Origin of the sequence: Sneathiella sp. (assembly GCF_029233945.1) — a bacterium.
Lineage (GTDB): Bacteria > Pseudomonadota > Alphaproteobacteria > Sneathiellales > Sneathiellaceae > Sneathiella.
Map to the genome: position 1 here is coordinate 152,237 of NZ_JARGOQ010000001.1, position 14,479 is coordinate 166,715.

A 14,479-nucleotide genomic window follows, 5' to 3' on the forward strand; every position below is an offset into this window, starting at 1 on the left:
ATCTGATTGGTCTGAGGAGTGTGAAAGTGCGATATATCAGCACCCGCGGTAACGCGCCGGTATTGAATTTTGAAGAAGTGGTCCTGACCGGCCTCGCGCGGGATGGCGGCCTCTATTTGCCGGAAAGCTGGCCTCAGTTCTCAAAGGACGATATTCAAAGTCTCGCCGGTATGTCTTACGCAGAGGCTGCGGCATTCCTGTTGCAGCCCTTCCTCGGGGACAGCATCTCGGCCAATGATTTCCGGACAATGACGGAGAGGGCTTATGCCAGCTTCTCTCACAAGGCCGTTGTGCCTGTCAGCCAGCTTGGCAGCAATGAGTTTTTGATGGAGCTCTATCATGGGCCGACGCTCGCCTTTAAGGATGTAGCGTTGCAGCTCCTTGGCCTGCTCTATGATCATCTGCTCGCGCGGGACGGCAAGCGTGTGACGATTGTTGGCGCCACGTCGGGAGATACCGGCTCAGCTGCGATTGAAGCTTGCCGAGGGCGGGAGGCAGTGGATATCTTCATCCTCCATCCTAAAGGCCGGGTGTCAGAAGTGCAGCGCCGGCAGATGACAACGGTGCCGGATTCAAATGTCCATAATATCGCTATCGAGGGTGATTTCGATGATTGCCAGGCTATGGTCAAGGCGATGTTCAATGACCATGAATTTCGCGACCATCTGGCGGTTTCCGCCGTCAACTCGATAAACTGGGCGCGTGTCATGGCGCAGATCGTCTATTACTTTACTGTCGGTGTTAGCCTTGGGGCACCGTCGAGGCCTATATCCTTCTCAGTTCCAAGCGGAAACTTTGGCGATGTCTATGCTGGCTATGCGGCAAGTAAAATGGGCCTGCCGGTCGATCAACTGATTGTCGCGACCAACCGCAACGATATCCTGTCCCGCTTCTTCAACAGTGGCGAATACCGTAAATCGGGCGTTGATCCGACGATCAGCCCGAGTATGGATATTCAGGTCTCCAGTAATTTTGAGCGGTTCCTCGCAGATTTATATGGTCGTGACGGGGACGCCATTGCTGACCTGATGGAAAAGCTCGATTCTGAGGGCGGCTTTTCGGTGAATATGGCGCGATTGAATGAAAGTCTCTTCGCCGCTGGCAGCTGTGATGAGGAAGAGACCCTTGCCACGATCCGCCGGACGCTGGATGAAAGCACAAAGGTGATCGATCCTCATACAGCTGTTGGTCTCGCTGTTGGTGAAAGATGCCGAAAGCATAACGATGTGCCATTGGTAACCTTATCAACTGCGCATCCGGCCAAATTCCCCGATGCAGTAAAAAAAGCAACGGGGGAGCATCCCGGCCTGCCGAAGCATATGGCGGATCTTTTCGAACGAGAAGAGAGGCTTGTGGAATTGCCAAATGATATCGAGACGGTAAAATCCTTTATTAAGGAACGGGCGCGCATACTGAGCGCGGCTTAGATCGGAAGAATTTATGAACGTTAGAGTTACTACCCTCAAGAATGGGTTGCGTGTTATTTCAGACCCTATGCCGGGCCTTGAAACGGCTGCTGTGGGGGTATGGGTCGATACCGGTGCGCGCCATGAGACGGCTGAGGAAAACGGTATTTCCCATGTGCTGGAGCATATGGCCTTTAAGGGCACGGCGAAGCGGAGTGCACTTCAGATTGCCGAATTGATTGAATCCGTTGGCGGGCATCTCAACGCCTATACAAGTCGGGATCAGACTGCCTATTTTGCTCGAATCTTGAAAGACGACGTGCCGCTCGCGGTGGATATTCTCGGCGATATTTTATTGCATTCCAGTTTCGATAAGGCGGAAATTATTCGGGAAAAAGAGGTGATCGTCCAGGAAATTGGGCAGACCTATGATACGCCCGATGATATAATCTTTGACCACTTACAGGAAACCTCCTTTCCAGATCAACCCATCGGCAGGTCCATTCTTGGAACCGTCGGAAAAGTGCGGGGGTTTGATCAGTCGATGATTGCGGGATACATGAAAAGCCACTATTTGGCGCCCAAGATGGTGTTGAGTGCTTCTGGCGCAGTTGATCACGACAGGCTGGTAACACTGGCGGAGGCGGCCTTTGATGGCTTGGCGACGCATGGCGAAACCGCCATGGAGCCCGCGCACTATACCGGCGGGGAATTTCGTGAAGAGAGGGACTTAGAGCAGGTTCACTACGCTTTATCAGTTCCTGGAGTTTCCTATACGGACGATGATTATTATACCGCTCAGGTGCTTTCCGGGCTGCTTGGTGGGGGCATGTCCTCTCGGCTTTTTCAGGAAATCCGGGAGAAACGCGGGCTTTGCTACTCCGTATTCAGTTTTTCTTCCTCCTTCGCGGATACCGGGACATTTTCCGTTTATGCCGGAACCGGGGAAGAACATATAAAAGAACTGAGCCATATGCTGACGGATGAATTGCTGCGGGCAAGCGACGGCATACAGCAGGCCGAGGTTGAGCGGGCAAAGGCGCAACTCAAGGCCTCCCTCCTGATGGGAATGGAAAGTCCGGCCTCTCGGTCGGAGGTTCATGCACGGCAAATGCTGATTTATGGGCGGATCTTGCCGACGTCTGAAATTTCGGAAAGTATCGACGCAGTAACCGTTGCCGATACCCAGAATCTTGCCGGAAAACTGTTTTTTGGCGTGACCCCCAGTATTGCCACGCTCGGTCCCTTGAAAAACCTTGATTCGTTCGACCGGATCGCTGCAAGATTCAGCTAGGAAAGGTATAGCAAGGAGGTTCGCATCTCGTGTTGGAAAAGCTGTCATTGATGGGAAGCGGGCCCCGGGTGGTGACTGAACGGTTGATTTTGCGACCCCCGAGGCTGTCGGACTGGGAAGCATGGGTCAAACTTCGGGCAGATAGTCGGGACTTTCTTGTCCCCTGGGAGCCTGTGTGGACGAAGGATTCTCTTTCCAAGGCGAATTTCCGGGCACGGCTTCGGCGATACGCACGGGACGTGAAGGATGACATGGGGCAGGCATTCTTCGTTTTCGGCAGGGAAAACAATGACCTGATCGGTGGCATTACACTGGGTAATATCCGGCGCGGCGTCGCACAAACTGGCACCTTAGGGTATTGGACAGGTCAGCGCCATGCACGTCAGGGATATATGTATGAAGCCCTCTGCGGTTTGATGCCGGTTCTGTTCAGCGAATTTGGTTTGCGCCGGGTTGAGGCGGCGTGCCTGCCGTCAAACATCCCGAGTTCGCGGTTGCTTGAAAAAGTCGGATTTATCAAGGAAGGGCTAGCGCGGGAGTATCTTTGTATCAACGGCGTCTGGCATGATCATTCGCTGTATGCCATCCTGAATACAGACCCGATTTCATCGCGCTAAAAGCGATCAGGCGTGCCCCATGTCACCGGAGAGGAGGGACGGATCAACGCCAAGCTTATGTATGGCAACTTCCCATTTTGTCTCTAATTTCGGACCAAAAACAATATCTACGTCTGGATCGACGACAAGCCATCCATTTTCCTGAATTTCCTGCTCAAGCTGGCCTGGTCCCCATCCGGAATATCCAAGGGCGAGAAAACTGCTTTCTGGCCCGCTGCCGCCGGCGATGGTTTTCAGCATATCAACGGTCGCCGTCAGGGCCATTTCATCGTCGATCACCAGAGTAGTGTCGTAAAGAAGATCGGTGGAATGAACAACGAAACCCCGTTCAGTATCAACGGGCCCGCCGAAATGAATTTCGATATGACGGGCTTCTTCCGCTTTCGGGATCTCGAGCTGCTCCAGCAGATCCTCGAAACTCAGCGCATCGAGAGAGCGATTGAGAAGGATACCCATGGCCCCTGATTCTGAATGGGCGCAGAGCAGAATGACAGCTTTTTGAAAACGCGGATCGCCCATGCTTGGCATCGCAACCAGGAGCTTCCCATCCAAATAACCTGTATCAATTGTATTCACGGTCATAATATAAATATGTATCTGCTTAAAAAAAATCCTAGCCGCCGAATGTCCTCATGACGCGATTGTGACATATCAACCCTTAATATTGTTTTATATATGTGGTGATTAATCCATTGTAAGGCAGAAGGCTAATTCTGAATGAGATTACTGAATTCCGGGTATTTCTGCGGCGTTTTTGCCTATCTTGTGCTTGGCGCCAGCCTTTCTCAGTCTGCGGAAACTGCAACGGAGTGGGTCAGCACGGATCAATCACGTCTTCGGCTTATTTCTGCTTCTGAGGGGGTGAAGGGGCATGATTCTCTGCGTGTGGGCCTGCAAATTCAACTCGCACCGGGCTGGAAAACCTACTGGCGCAGTCCCGGGGATGCGGGGATTCCGCCGCAGCTTGATTGGAATGGATCTGAAAATTTAAAGTCAGTGGAGATTTTATGGCCGCTCCCCGAAAAATTCGAGGCTTATGGCTTTTCAAGCTGGGGATATCATGATGAGGTTGTCTTCCCTATCGATATCAAGCTGACAGAGGCTGGAAAGCCGCTTGATCTGAAACTCGGCCTTCAGCTTGGAATTTGCGAAGATGTCTGCATTCCATATATGCATGAATTTACCCTTTCCCTTGGTGCCGAACATGGGGGGGCGACTGAAGAGGCGGCCATTATCGAGGCGTTTGCCCGGCGCGTACCCGAGAAGATCGGATCAAAAAACGCTGTCTTGACGGAAGTGAGGGCAAGCAGCAGGGGTAATAAGAGATTTACAGTTACCGTGGAGTCCGCACGACCGCTAGAGGACCCTTCTATCATTGTCGAGGGAAAAGAAGGCACGTATTTTGACCTGCTTTCTACGGTGTTGGCTGCGGATCACAGGTTGGCAATTTTTGAGCTGGAAGGGCACCTCCCGGCGAAGGCGGACCAGTTAAAAGAGCAGGAAATCAGGGTTACAATTTTTGACAATGACGTGGCGGGTGAAGCCCGTCTGCGCGTCAAATAAAAATGCGAAACGGGTGTAATTGAAACTTTTTATTTTCGCCTGCATCATTATGTTAAAGTGACGGGGCGAAATCAATGCGACTATCAAAGAATAGGGAACAGAAATGACGATATCAGTTGGTGACAAACTTCCAAATGCCGATCTAATGATGATGACTGAAAAAGGGCCGGCGAAAATGTCGACGGCGGATCTCTTCGGCGGCAAGAAAGTAGCGTTGTTTGCCGTGCCCGGTGCCTACACACCTACCTGCTCAGCCAAACATCTGCCCGGTTTTGTCGATAATACAGCGAGTTTGACGGCAAAAGGTGTGGGCGATGTCGTTTGCCTGTCCGTGAACGACCCTTTCGTCATGGCAGCATGGGGCAAGGATCATAACGCCGGCAGCATTAAGATGGTTGCGGATCCGGACGCGGCCTTTACAAAGGCCATGGGCGTTGAGTTTGATGCTTCGGGTGCCGGGCTTGGTGTCCGCTCCCGTCGTTATTCCATGATTGTGGATGATGGTGTCGTTACTCAGCTTAACCTTGAAGAAACCGGCGGTTTCGAAGTATCCGACGCGGAAACCCTGTTGGGCCAACTCTGATTATTTTTCTCGGCGGGGAAGGTGATTGCCTTCCCCGTTGCGAACTGTTTGTGATGTGCGCATGTCAGCGCTTGAATTTTTTCATCCCCTCATTGGCAAGTTGATCGGCTTTTTCATTGCCGGGATCACCTGCATGACCTTTAACCCATTTCCAGTTGACTTGATGATTTGAGATGGCTTCGTCCAGCGCAAGCCAGAGGTCCTTGTTCTTGACCGGTTTTCTCGCAGCCGTTTTCCAACCGTTTTTCTTCCATCCAAACATCCATTTAGTTATACCGTCCTTCACGTAGGTGCTGTCGGTATGAAGCTCGACCGTAGAGCGGTGCTTTAATGAATTGATAGCCTCGATGGCGGCGGTCAGTTCCATTCGATTGTTTGTTGTTTCCGCCTCTCCTCCGCAAAGTTCTTTTGCTTTGCCCTTATATTGCAGAAAGGCGCCCCATCCCCCGGGACCCGGATTGCCGGAACAGGCGCCGTCTGTATAAATCACAATAATATTCTCTGACATAAACAAGCTCCTGAACTATGGCGGTACGCGACTTATCTCAACTCCCTCGGCTTTAGCATGAATGATTTGCGTCGGTAAACTTCGAAAAAATGTAATTTTAACCTAATGTTAGCGCATTTCTGGCAATTTCGTTACGAGCGGGGCCATTGCCCATGCGAAGAATTAAAATTAAAAGGTTTAAGTTAGCAGATGCAGAAAAAATTATTCTCCGCGGAAATCAAACAATTTGGCCCGGGCGTATCGGTTGATCCTGCTTTCGCAGGCGGGGGAATGACGGACACCCAATATCATGACATCATTGATGCCCTGAACGATATTAAGGTTCAGCTTGGCCATGATGAGGTGATTGTCCCGAAGAGCGATGCTGAAGAAGTGAAAGCGTCAGAAGAGCTGGGAAAGCTACGCCAGGAACTGCAGCAACTCTCGGACGTTATTCTCGAAACCCGTCGTGAAATTGCCTCTCTCAGTTCTTCAAAGAAGGGGCAGAAAATTAATTCGGTTACCGATCAGCTTGATGCGGTTGTTGGTGATACAGAGAATGCCACCAATGCCATACTTGAAGCAGTTGAGACAATTGAAGATAAAAACGAGAGCCTTCAGTTGCACACAGGCTCCCCGGAAGAGGTTGAGAGCGTTGAGGCCATTAGCGCCGCGGTGATGAAAATCTACGAGGCTTGCAACTTTCAGGATGTTACCGGACAGCGGATTTCCAAGGTTGTCACCACCTTAAGCTTTGTCGATGAGCGGATCAGTAAGATGATCGATATTCTCGGAGGCGAAGATGAACTGGAGGAACTTGAGGTCGCTGAGCTAGAGGCGCAATTCGATGAGGATGTTGAACTAAGCGGCCCGCGGCCGGAAGGTCACGAAATTTCTCAGGACGAAATTGATTCTCTGTTCGATTGATTTCGGTGTGGCTTCTCAGTCAAGGCCGTATGCGGCGACATTTTTCACCGCCTGGTGAAACTGCAGCTTTTTCAGATATTCCATAGGGTCTTTGGGTTTAACAAGTGCTCCTTCAATCTGGTTGAGCCAATCATAATGGCGGGTCAGAAGAAACCGGACTGCCGCGCCGCGACAAAGCAGGGGCAGAAATTCGAGTTCCTGCTGTGAAAAGGCCCTGACATCCCGATAGCCGTTTAACAGTTTTCGTGCTTTTGTGATATTGAAGCTGCCGTCATTTTCAAAGCACCAGGCATTCACGCAGATGGCGAGATCATAAGCAAAAAAATCGGTGCAGGCGAAGTAGTAGTCGATGACACCGCTTACCTTGTCTTTCAGAAAAAAGATGTTGTCTGGAAACAGGTCCGCATGGATGATCCCACTTGGCAGATCAGTGGGCCAGTGATTTTCGAGGAACGCGATTTCCTTCTCAACTTCAGGAAAAATCCGGGCATCCGATTGGCCCGCATCGCTTTTCAGGCAGGCTTCGTATAGAGGCCGCCAGCTTGACAGGGAGAGTGTATTGACGCGCGTCATTTTGAAATCACTACCGATCGTATGAAGCTGCGCCAATGCCTGGCCCAGAAGGGTACAATGTTGTGGAGTTATGCGCCTGACGGATCGACCGTCAAGAAATTCGATGATGGCGGCGGGGCGTCCGGCAACTTCCTTCAAGTTGTTTCCATCCTTGGCCTCGATGGGTCTCGGTGACATAAAACCACCCGCAGCGAGATGCTCCATCAGGCCTAGAAAAAACGGCAAATCCTCTGCGTTCACACGTTTTTCGTAGAGGGTGAGAAAATAATACCCTGCTTCCGTATGGAGCAGGAAATTGGAATTTTCCACGCCTTCCGCAACACCTTTGCAGGATAGCGCCTGCCCCAGATCATATTGATCCAGAAGATCGTCTAGCTCATCATCGGAAATGTCAGTATATACGGCCATGGTCTATTCTGCGGCCTCGGGTTCCAGAATCTTGGGCATCTTGAAAACCACCTGTTCCTGATTGGTGACGATCTCCTCCACCGTAATGTCGAACCGCTCCGCGAAGGCGTCAACCACCTCTTCGACCAGAGTTTCCGGGGCGGAAGCTCCGGCGGTAATACCAATGGTCCGCGCGCTCTGGAGGCAATCCCAGGGAATATCCGAGGCTCGCTGCACCAAGGCCACCTGCCTACAGCCGGATTTTTCCGCCACCTCAACCAGCCGCATCGAATTGGAAGAATTTGGCGCGCCAATGACCAGCATTCCATCGCAGCGTTCTGCAAGAATTTTTACCGCCGCCTGCCGATTGGTCGTTGCGTAGCAGATATCTTCCTTTCTTGGGCTCTCGATTGATGGAAAGCGCTTTTTCAGGATCCCGACGATTTCTGCAGTTTCGTCAACGGAAAGGGTTGTCTGGGTTAGATAGGCCAGGCTTTTCCCAGTCTGCTTTTGGGTAAAGGCTTTTGCCTCTTCCGCCGTTTCAATGAGACTGATCTGGCCATCAGCAAGCTGTCCCATCGTTCCGATAACTTCCGGATGTCCGCGATGACCGATCAGGATAATCTCGTGATTGTCTCGTTCGTGGCGTTCTGCTTCCCGATGCACCTTGCTGACCAGCGGGCAGGTGGCATCGATATAGAACATCTTGCGGTTTTCCGCCTCGGCCGGCACCGATTTTGCGACGCCGTGAGCCGAAAAAATCACGGGTACGTCCTTTGGAATATCCGCCAGCTCGTCAACGAAGACCGCCCCCTTTTTTTCGAGATTTTCAACAACGAAACGGTTATGCACGATTTCATGGCGGACATAGACTGGCGCGCCGTATTTTTCGAGCGCTCTTTCAACAATCTGAATAGCACGGTCTACACCGGCGCAAAATCCGCGCGGCGCCGCCAATAGCAAAGTCCGTTCTGATTTATCCATAATTGCTTCCAAGTTTGAATTGGTTCATAGAATATACGTGGCGGTCTGTGAGAACTTGCTAATTTCGCCGGTCCATCCTAGATTTGCCGAACTCATACAACAGTTTTAAGGGTAATGCCATATCTAGGCGAGGTAAATTCAAATGACGAGGGCGACAATCGCGCAGAAATCTCCCTATAAGGTGGAGGTGCAAGAAGGAAGGAAATATGCTTGGTGCGCCTGTGGATTAAGCGGCAAGCAGCCTTTTTGCGACGGATCTCATAAGACCACCGATTTAAGTCCGATCATTATTACAGCGTCGAAATCCGAAAATCTGTATTTCTGTGGATGCAAGCAGACTGGTGGCGCACCACTATGCGATGGGACTCACAATACTCTTTAGTTCTTTATACGTCGGTAAATTATATATTATGCCCTTTTCCAACTTCTTTCAGACATCTCTGCGTGCGGCTACGCTGGCCGTCCCGTTGCTGATCACATCGGCCTGTAGCGGCAGCGTCGATACCAATATTTTCAGCTTCTTCGGCAGCTCGAAGCCGCTGCTTCCCTGCCCGCAGGTGGAAGTTCTTCCCGGCGCAGAGACCATCACCATCTTCCGGGAGGGGGAAGGGCGAGATCTCGTCGATGTCCGGTTTGAAGGCGTCATCGCGCCCTTTAGCGGCCAATGCCAGTATGTGGACGATGATACAGCCGTTGTCGTCGAGCTGATCCTGCGCATCGGGGCGACCAAGGGTCCGGCGGCGACCAGCCAGACCGAGGAATTTCCGTTTTTCGTCGCCATTGCGGAAAGAACGGGCGAGATTATTGCCAAAAAAATATTCTACAGCCCGGTTGAGGTTGAGGAAGGACGCCGCCGTGCCACCGCTCAAGAAGAGCTCGAACAGCGCATCCCCTTGACCGGCCTTAAGACAGGCGGCGATTATGTAATTATCATTGGCTTCCAGCTCACGCGGGAGCAGTTGGAGTTACAGAGCTAATTGCCAGCGTAAGACCAATAGTTGTTTGACTAATCTCAAATCAACATTATTATCCGTCTCATATTCAGTCGATCCCAGCGGGAGAGATGGTCTTTAACGGCCATCGCCGAAGGAGCAACCACCCCGGAAACTCTCAGGCAACCGGACCGCAGGGGGATGAAACTCTGGAAAGCAAATTGCGTAAGTGATTTCACCGAAGGGGTAAGCGGTTTGGCCCTCGCCAAATTCGTCAAATCTCTCAGGTTATAGGACAGAGGGGGTCGTTCCAGCGCGTTTTGCTGGGGTATATGGCTTTTTGTCCGCAACCAGGGTTGTCCTATGAGTGAAACTTCGTCGACGAAAAAAACCGTCCTTTACAATCTGCATGTTGAACTCGGTGCCAAGATGGTCCCGTTTGCGGGCTATGATATGCCTGTGCAATATCCGGATGGCATTCTGAATGAGCATTTGCAGACCCGGCAATCGGCCGGGCTTTTTGATGTTTCCCATATGGGGCAGGTGGTTATTTCCGGAGAAAATCCCGCGGAGATTATCGAGACACTTATCCCCGGAGATATCCAGGCGCTTTCGGCGGGCGAGATGCGCTACAGCTTTCTCACAAATAATCAGGGCGGCATTCTGGATGACCTCATCGTCACCCGGCGGGAGAATGATCTCTTCGTTGTCGTCAACGCCGCCTGTAAGGAGCAGGATATCGCTCTGCTGGCTGACGGGCTTGCGGGTAAGGCTGAAGTCACGGAGCTGACTGATCGAGCCCTTGTCGCTCTACAAGGGCCGAAAGCGGCTGAAGTCCTTGCGCGATATGGACCAGAAGTCGCCACCATGTCTTTTATGAACTATCGCGAGGTCGAGATTGATGGCGTTCCCTGTTTCGTGACCCGCTCTGGCTACACGGGCGAAGATGGATTTGAGATTTCCATCCCGAACGGTGAGGCCGAAGCGATATGCCGGAAACTATTGAGCGAAAGTGAAGTGAAGCCGATTGGCCTGGGTGCACGTGATTCGCTCCGCTTAGAAGCGGGTCTCTGCCTGTATGGTCACGACCTTAACGAAACAACGACACCTATCTCGGCCGGTTTGATCTGGGCGATCAGCAAACGCCGCCGCGAAGGAGGGGGATTTCCCGGCGCTGATGTTATTCAGGCTGACATCGCCAATAAACCGGCGATGAAACGCGTCGGCATCCTCCCCGAAGGCCGCGCGCCTGCGCGCGAGCATACGGTGATTACGGATGAGGCCGGTAATGCCATTGGTGAAATTACCTCTGGAGGCTTTTCCCCCAGTCTCGGCATTCCCATCGCGATGGGGTATGTCCCGCTTGATTTTTCAGCCGTTGGAACGAAAATAAACTTGCTTGTCAGAGGTAAATCTCGCCCGGCCGTTGTGGCGAAGATGCCGTTCGTCGAGCAACGCTATTATCGAGGATAAATTTTTCACTGGAGAGTAATGAATGTCTTACAAATTCACAGAAGATCACGAATGGGTGCTGCTCGAAGGCGACGTGGCGACGATCGGCATTAGTGACTATGCCCAGGGCCAGTTGGGCGATGTCGTGTATGTCGAAGTGCCGACGGTAGGCGACGAAATCACCAAGGGGGATGAACTCGCAGTTGTAGAGAGTGTCAAGGCCGCTTCCGAAGTCTATTCCCCGGTGAGCGGTGAAATCATTGACGTGAACGGAGAGCTGGAAGGAGCGCCGACCATGGTCAATGAGGATGCCATGGAGGGCGGATGGTTCGCCAAGATTCGGGTAACCAATAGTGCTGATCTCGCCGATCTGATGGATGAGGCGGCTTATAAGACATATATCGAAGGTCTCGACGAATGAGATATATGCCGCATACCGCCCGTGAGCGGGAAGAAATGCTGACGAAAATCGGGGTCGGATCGGTTGACGATCTGTTTTCAGATATTCCCGAGGAAGCCCGCCTTGAAGGATTGCTCGAACTACCACTGCATGAAAGCGAAATGGTGGTAGAGAAGAATTTCCGGAAACTGGCGGCAAAGAATCTCTCACCCTATTCGGTCCCCTGTTTTTTAGGGGCTGGCGCTTATCAGCATCATGTCCCGTCGGTGGCGGATCATATTATCCAGCGGTCCGAATTTTTGACGTCCTATACCCCGTATCAGCCGGAAATCAGTCAGGGTACTCTTCAGGCCTTGTTCGAGTTTCAAACCCAGGTGGCGTTGATCACGGGGATGGAAGTGGCAAACGCGTCCATGTATGACGGGGCGACATCCTGTGCAGAGGCTGTTTTGATGGCCTGCCGGGTGACACGGCGGAAAAAGGCTGTGATCTCTGGCAACCTGCATCCTCATTACCGAGATGTTACCCATACAACACTGCAATTTACCGAGTTTGAGACAATCGATCTCCCGACTGCCGTTTCGGGCGAGGAGAGTTTCGACGCTCACATTGGTTCGGATATTGCCTGTGTTGTTGTACAGAACCCAGACTTTTTTGGTCGTCTTCATGACCTTTCTGCTTTGGCAGAAAAATGCCATGCGGCGGGTGCTCTCCTTGTTGTTGTGGTGAACGAAGTGGTGTCGCTGGGCGCGATCACATCTCCCGGCGAAATGGGCGCGGATATTGTCGCGGGCGAAGGGCAATCCATTGGTGTGCCACTTTCATACGGCGGACCATATGTCGGCCTTCTTGCAACGCGGCAGAAATTTGTTCGGCAGATGCCGGGAAGGCTCTGCGGTCAGACGGTGGATCAGGATGGCAAGCGCGGGTTCGTTCTGACCCTCTCGACGCGGGAGCAGCATATCCGCCGTGAAAAAGCGACGAGTAATATCTGTACGAACGCCGGGCTTTGTTCACTTGCCTTTACGATCCATATGAGCCTTCTGGGTGAGAACGGTTTGACGAAGCTGGCGGCGCTCAATCATTCGCAGGCCGTCACGCTTGCGGAAAAGCTGGAAGCGATTGACGGTGTCGAGGTGCTTAACGACAGCTTCTTCAATGAATTTACACTTCGCTTGCCGGTGGATGCGGCGAGCGTCGTCGAAAAGCTTGGCGAGAAAGGCATCCTCGGAGGCGTTCCCGTGTCCCGCCTCATCCCCGGTGATCCGGAAATGGCTAATCTGCTTCTTGTCGCAGCGACGGAGACTTGCTCGGCATCGGATATGGGTGACTTTGTTGCCGCGTTGAAGGAGGTTCTCTGATGTTAAATAACAAAGGGCGTCCGACACAGCCCACCGCAATTCCCGAAGGCGATTCATCGCTTGAAACCTATACCGGGAACAAAGGTCTTGACCTTGAATCGCCGCTGATATTTGAGCAGGGCGTTCCGGGTAGAGTTGGCGTCGATATGGCTGACCCACAGCCCGTGAAGAGCCGACTTGGCGGGCTTGAGCGGAAGGAACCGATTGGGTTGCCTGATCTATCGGAGCCTCAAGTGCTTCGGCATTTTGTCAGGCTTAGCCGTCAGAATTATGCGATCGATGCAGGCTTTTATCCCTTGGGTTCCTGCACCATGAAACATAACCCGCGAATCAATGAAAAAGTGGCCCGCCTCGTCGGGCTTGGTGATTTGCATCCCTTGCAGCCGACAAGCACGGTGCAGGGGGTGTTGGAGCTGATTGACAGTCTGGCCCATTGGCTCAAGACCATCACCGGTATGCCCGCAGTTGCGATGTCTCCCGCCGCTGGTGCGCATGGAGAGCTTTGCGGAGTGATGGCCATCCGGGCGGCCCATGAGGCGAACGGAGAGAGCCGCACACGCATTCTGGTGCCGGAGTCGGCCCATGGCACGAACCCGGCAACGGCGGCGCTCTGTGGCTATAAGGTGGACGCGGTTCCGGCCCGAAAGGATGGGCGGATGGATCTTGACGCTTTCGCCGAGAAGCTTGGTCCCGATGTTGCGGGCGTTATGCTGACAAACCCGAATACTTGCGGGTTGTTTGAGACGGACGTGAAGAAAATCGCCGACATGGTGCATGAAGTCGGCGGCTATTTCTATTGCGATGGTGCGAACCTCAACGCCATTCTCGGGCGCGTTCGTCCGGGCGATCTTGGTGTTGATGCGATGCATATCAATCTGCATAAGACCTTTTCCACGCCGCATGGCGGTGGTGGGCCCGGCTCCGGCCCTGTGGTTCTCTCTGAGGCATTGGCACCTTTCGCGCCGATCCCCTTTGTGACCCATGGTGAAAACGGCTTTGATCTTGTTGAGCAGAAGAGTGGTGCCGCCGCTCAAAGCTTTGGCCGAATGAAGGGGTATCATGGGCAGATGGGCATGTTTATCCGGGCACTGGCCTATATGCAGAGCCATGGCGCGGACGGCCTTCGACAGATAGCCGAGGATGCGGTGCTTAACGCAAACTATGTGCGTGTCGGGCTTAATGACAAGCTTAACGCCCCGTTCGAAGGGATATGCATGCATGAGGCCCTGTTTGACGACAGCACGTTGAAAGGGACAGGTGTAACGACGCTTGATCTTGCGAAGGCGATGATCGATGAGGGATATCATCCGATGACCATGTATTTCCCGCTTGTGGTCCATGGGGCCATGCTGATTGAGCCAACAGAAAGCGAATCACGTCAAACTCTGGATCAATTTATCGGGGCTATGCGGCATCTGCTGGACAAGGCAACGGCGGGGGAAAGTGACTATTTCCTCAGCGCACCGCATTTTGCACCGCGGCGGCGGCTGGATGAGACGGGAGCGGCGCGAAA

General features: G+C 52.6%; 16 protein-coding genes and 2 riboswitches. Of the genes, 12 read left to right on the forward strand and 4 right to left on the reverse strand.

The genetic code is table 11. The annotated features are described in order from the left end of the window. The first annotated feature begins 26 nt into the window (after nt 1–26). From thrC to P1U71_RS00780, 3 genes are read left to right on the forward strand one after another with little or no spacing between them, the layout of a single operon-like run. On the forward strand, nt 27–1,427 hold the full coding sequence (gene thrC / locus P1U71_RS00770; protein ID WP_301103633.1) for a threonine synthase: 1,401 nt from the start codon (nt 27–29) through the stop codon (nt 1,425–1,427). Between the two features lie 13 nt (nt 1,428–1,440). Beyond that, nucleotides 1,441–2,700 carry a pitrilysin family protein gene (locus tag P1U71_RS00775; RefSeq protein ID WP_301103634.1) on the forward strand — a complete coding sequence of 420 codons (1,260 nt, stop codon included), beginning with the start codon at nt 1,441–1,443 and terminating at the stop codon, nt 2,698–2,700. Between the two features lie 50 nt (nt 2,701–2,750). Then, a complete protein-coding gene (locus tag P1U71_RS00780; protein WP_367281092.1) occupies nt 2,751–3,317 on the forward strand; it encodes a GNAT family N-acetyltransferase in 567 nt (188 codons plus the stop codon). Nucleotides 3,318–3,323: 6 nt separating this feature from the next. Here P1U71_RS00780 and P1U71_RS00785 read toward each other — a convergent pair whose 3' ends face one another. After that, nucleotides 3,324–3,899 carry a YqgE/AlgH family protein gene (locus P1U71_RS00785; protein ID WP_301103636.1) on the reverse strand — a complete coding sequence of 192 codons (576 nt, stop codon included), beginning with the start codon at nt 3,897–3,899 and terminating at the stop codon, nt 3,324–3,326. Between the two features lie 135 nt (nt 3,900–4,034). On the opposite strand from P1U71_RS00785, the gene P1U71_RS00790 reads away from it, so the two are divergent. After that, nucleotides 4,035–4,880, forward strand: a complete 846-nt coding sequence (locus tag P1U71_RS00790) for a protein-disulfide reductase DsbD domain-containing protein (protein WP_301103637.1) — start codon at nt 4,035–4,037, stop codon at nt 4,878–4,880. Between the two features lie 103 nt (nt 4,881–4,983). Further along, nucleotides 4,984–5,463, forward strand: a complete 480-nt coding sequence (locus tag P1U71_RS00795; protein WP_301103638.1) for a peroxiredoxin — start codon at nt 4,984–4,986, stop codon at nt 5,461–5,463. Nucleotides 5,464–5,527: 64 nt separating this feature from the next. Here P1U71_RS00795 and rnhA read toward each other — a convergent pair whose 3' ends face one another. After that, a complete protein-coding gene (rnhA, locus tag P1U71_RS00800) occupies nt 5,528–5,971 on the reverse strand; it encodes a ribonuclease HI (protein WP_301103639.1) in 444 nt (147 codons plus the stop codon). Nucleotides 5,972–6,241: 270 nt separating this feature from the next. Between rnhA and P1U71_RS00805 the strand changes: the two genes are divergently transcribed. After that, nucleotides 6,242–6,877 (forward strand): hypothetical protein, encoded by a 636-nt coding sequence (locus P1U71_RS00805; protein ID WP_301103640.1) that lies wholly within the window; start codon nt 6,242–6,244, stop codon nt 6,875–6,877. Between the two features lie 15 nt (nt 6,878–6,892). Here P1U71_RS00805 and thrB read toward each other — a convergent pair whose 3' ends face one another. Together thrB and ispH are read right to left on the reverse strand one after the other, a co-directional pair. Then, nucleotides 6,893–7,858: a homoserine kinase gene (thrB, locus tag P1U71_RS00810; protein WP_301103641.1), complete on the reverse strand. Its 966-nt coding sequence runs from the start codon at nt 7,856–7,858 to the stop codon at nt 6,893–6,895. A gap of 3 nt (nt 7,859–7,861) precedes the next feature. Then, on the reverse strand, nt 7,862–8,821 hold the full coding sequence (gene ispH / locus P1U71_RS00815) for a 4-hydroxy-3-methylbut-2-enyl diphosphate reductase (protein ID WP_301103642.1): 960 nt from the start codon (nt 8,819–8,821) through the stop codon (nt 7,862–7,864). 142 nt (nt 8,822–8,963) lie between these two features. Between ispH and P1U71_RS17945 the strand changes: the two genes are divergently transcribed. From P1U71_RS17945 to gcvPB, 6 genes are all read left to right on the forward strand, one after another. Next, the gene (locus P1U71_RS17945) at nt 8,964–9,203 is read left to right on the forward strand and encodes a CDGSH iron-sulfur domain-containing protein (RefSeq protein ID WP_367281086.1); all 240 of its coding nucleotides are present in this window, start codon (nt 8,964–8,966) and stop codon (nt 9,201–9,203) included. A gap of 28 nt (nt 9,204–9,231) precedes the next feature. Next, complete coding sequence (locus tag P1U71_RS00820) at nt 9,232–9,798, forward strand: hypothetical protein (protein ID WP_301103643.1); 567 nt, start codon at nt 9,232–9,234, stop codon at nt 9,796–9,798. A 68-nt stretch (nt 9,799–9,866) separates the two neighbouring features. Further along, a riboswitch (glycine riboswitch) is annotated at nt 9,867–9,957 on the forward strand. Nucleotides 9,958–9,960: 3 nt separating this feature from the next. Beyond that, a riboswitch (glycine riboswitch) is annotated at nt 9,961–10,054 on the forward strand. A 62-nt stretch (nt 10,055–10,116) separates the two neighbouring features. Continuing rightward, nucleotides 10,117–11,226 carry a glycine cleavage system aminomethyltransferase GcvT gene (gene gcvT, locus P1U71_RS00825; RefSeq protein WP_301103644.1) on the forward strand — a complete coding sequence of 370 codons (1,110 nt, stop codon included), beginning with the start codon at nt 10,117–10,119 and terminating at the stop codon, nt 11,224–11,226. A gap of 22 nt (nt 11,227–11,248) precedes the next feature. Then, nucleotides 11,249–11,626, forward strand: a complete 378-nt coding sequence (gene gcvH, locus P1U71_RS00830; protein WP_301103645.1) for a glycine cleavage system protein GcvH — start codon at nt 11,249–11,251, stop codon at nt 11,624–11,626. After that, nucleotides 11,623–12,966: an aminomethyl-transferring glycine dehydrogenase subunit GcvPA gene (gcvPA, locus tag P1U71_RS00835; RefSeq protein WP_367281087.1), complete on the forward strand. Its 1,344-nt coding sequence runs from the start codon at nt 11,623–11,625 to the stop codon at nt 12,964–12,966. The genes gcvH and gcvPA overlap by 4 nt, the downstream gene beginning before the upstream one ends. Then, the coding region (gcvPB, locus tag P1U71_RS00840) for an aminomethyl-transferring glycine dehydrogenase subunit GcvPB (RefSeq protein WP_301103647.1) at nt 12,966–14,479 on the forward strand (1,514 nt) is incomplete at its 3' end. The genes gcvPA and gcvPB, both read left to right, overlap by 1 nt.

What these genes read in the sequence shown, in the direction of transcription:
- P1U71_RS00775 (WP_301103634.1), top strand. Translation starts at nt 1,441, where the DNA reads ATGAACGTTAGAGTTACTACCCTCAAGAATGGGTTGCGTGTTATTTCA.
- P1U71_RS00780 (WP_367281092.1), top strand. Translation starts at nt 2,751, where the DNA reads ATGGGAAGCGGGCCCCGGGTGGTGACTGAACGGTTGATTTTGCGACCC.
- P1U71_RS00785 (WP_301103636.1), bottom strand. Translation starts at nt 3,899, where the DNA reads ATGACCGTGAATACAATTGATACAGGTTATTTGGATGGGAAGCTCCTG.
- P1U71_RS00790 (WP_301103637.1), top strand. Translation starts at nt 4,035, where the DNA reads ATGAGATTACTGAATTCCGGGTATTTCTGCGGCGTTTTTGCCTATCTT.
- P1U71_RS00795 (WP_301103638.1), top strand. Translation starts at nt 4,984, where the DNA reads ATGACGATATCAGTTGGTGACAAACTTCCAAATGCCGATCTAATGATG.
- rnhA (WP_301103639.1), bottom strand. Translation starts at nt 5,971, where the DNA reads ATGTCAGAGAATATTATTGTGATTTATACAGACGGCGCCTGTTCCGGC.
- P1U71_RS00805 (WP_301103640.1), top strand. Translation starts at nt 6,242, where the DNA reads ATGACGGACACCCAATATCATGACATCATTGATGCCCTGAACGATATT.
- thrB (WP_301103641.1), bottom strand. Translation starts at nt 7,858, where the DNA reads ATGGCCGTATATACTGACATTTCCGATGATGAGCTAGACGATCTTCTG.
- ispH (WP_301103642.1), bottom strand. Translation starts at nt 8,821, where the DNA reads ATGGATAAATCAGAACGGACTTTGCTATTGGCGGCGCCGCGCGGATTT.
- P1U71_RS17945 (WP_367281086.1), top strand. Translation starts at nt 8,964, where the DNA reads ATGACGAGGGCGACAATCGCGCAGAAATCTCCCTATAAGGTGGAGGTG.
- P1U71_RS00820 (WP_301103643.1), top strand. Translation starts at nt 9,232, where the DNA reads ATGCCCTTTTCCAACTTCTTTCAGACATCTCTGCGTGCGGCTACGCTG.
- gcvT (WP_301103644.1), top strand. Translation starts at nt 10,117, where the DNA reads ATGAGTGAAACTTCGTCGACGAAAAAAACCGTCCTTTACAATCTGCAT.
- gcvH (WP_301103645.1), top strand. Translation starts at nt 11,249, where the DNA reads ATGTCTTACAAATTCACAGAAGATCACGAATGGGTGCTGCTCGAAGGC.
- gcvPA (WP_367281087.1), top strand. Translation starts at nt 11,623, where the DNA reads ATGAGATATATGCCGCATACCGCCCGTGAGCGGGAAGAAATGCTGACG.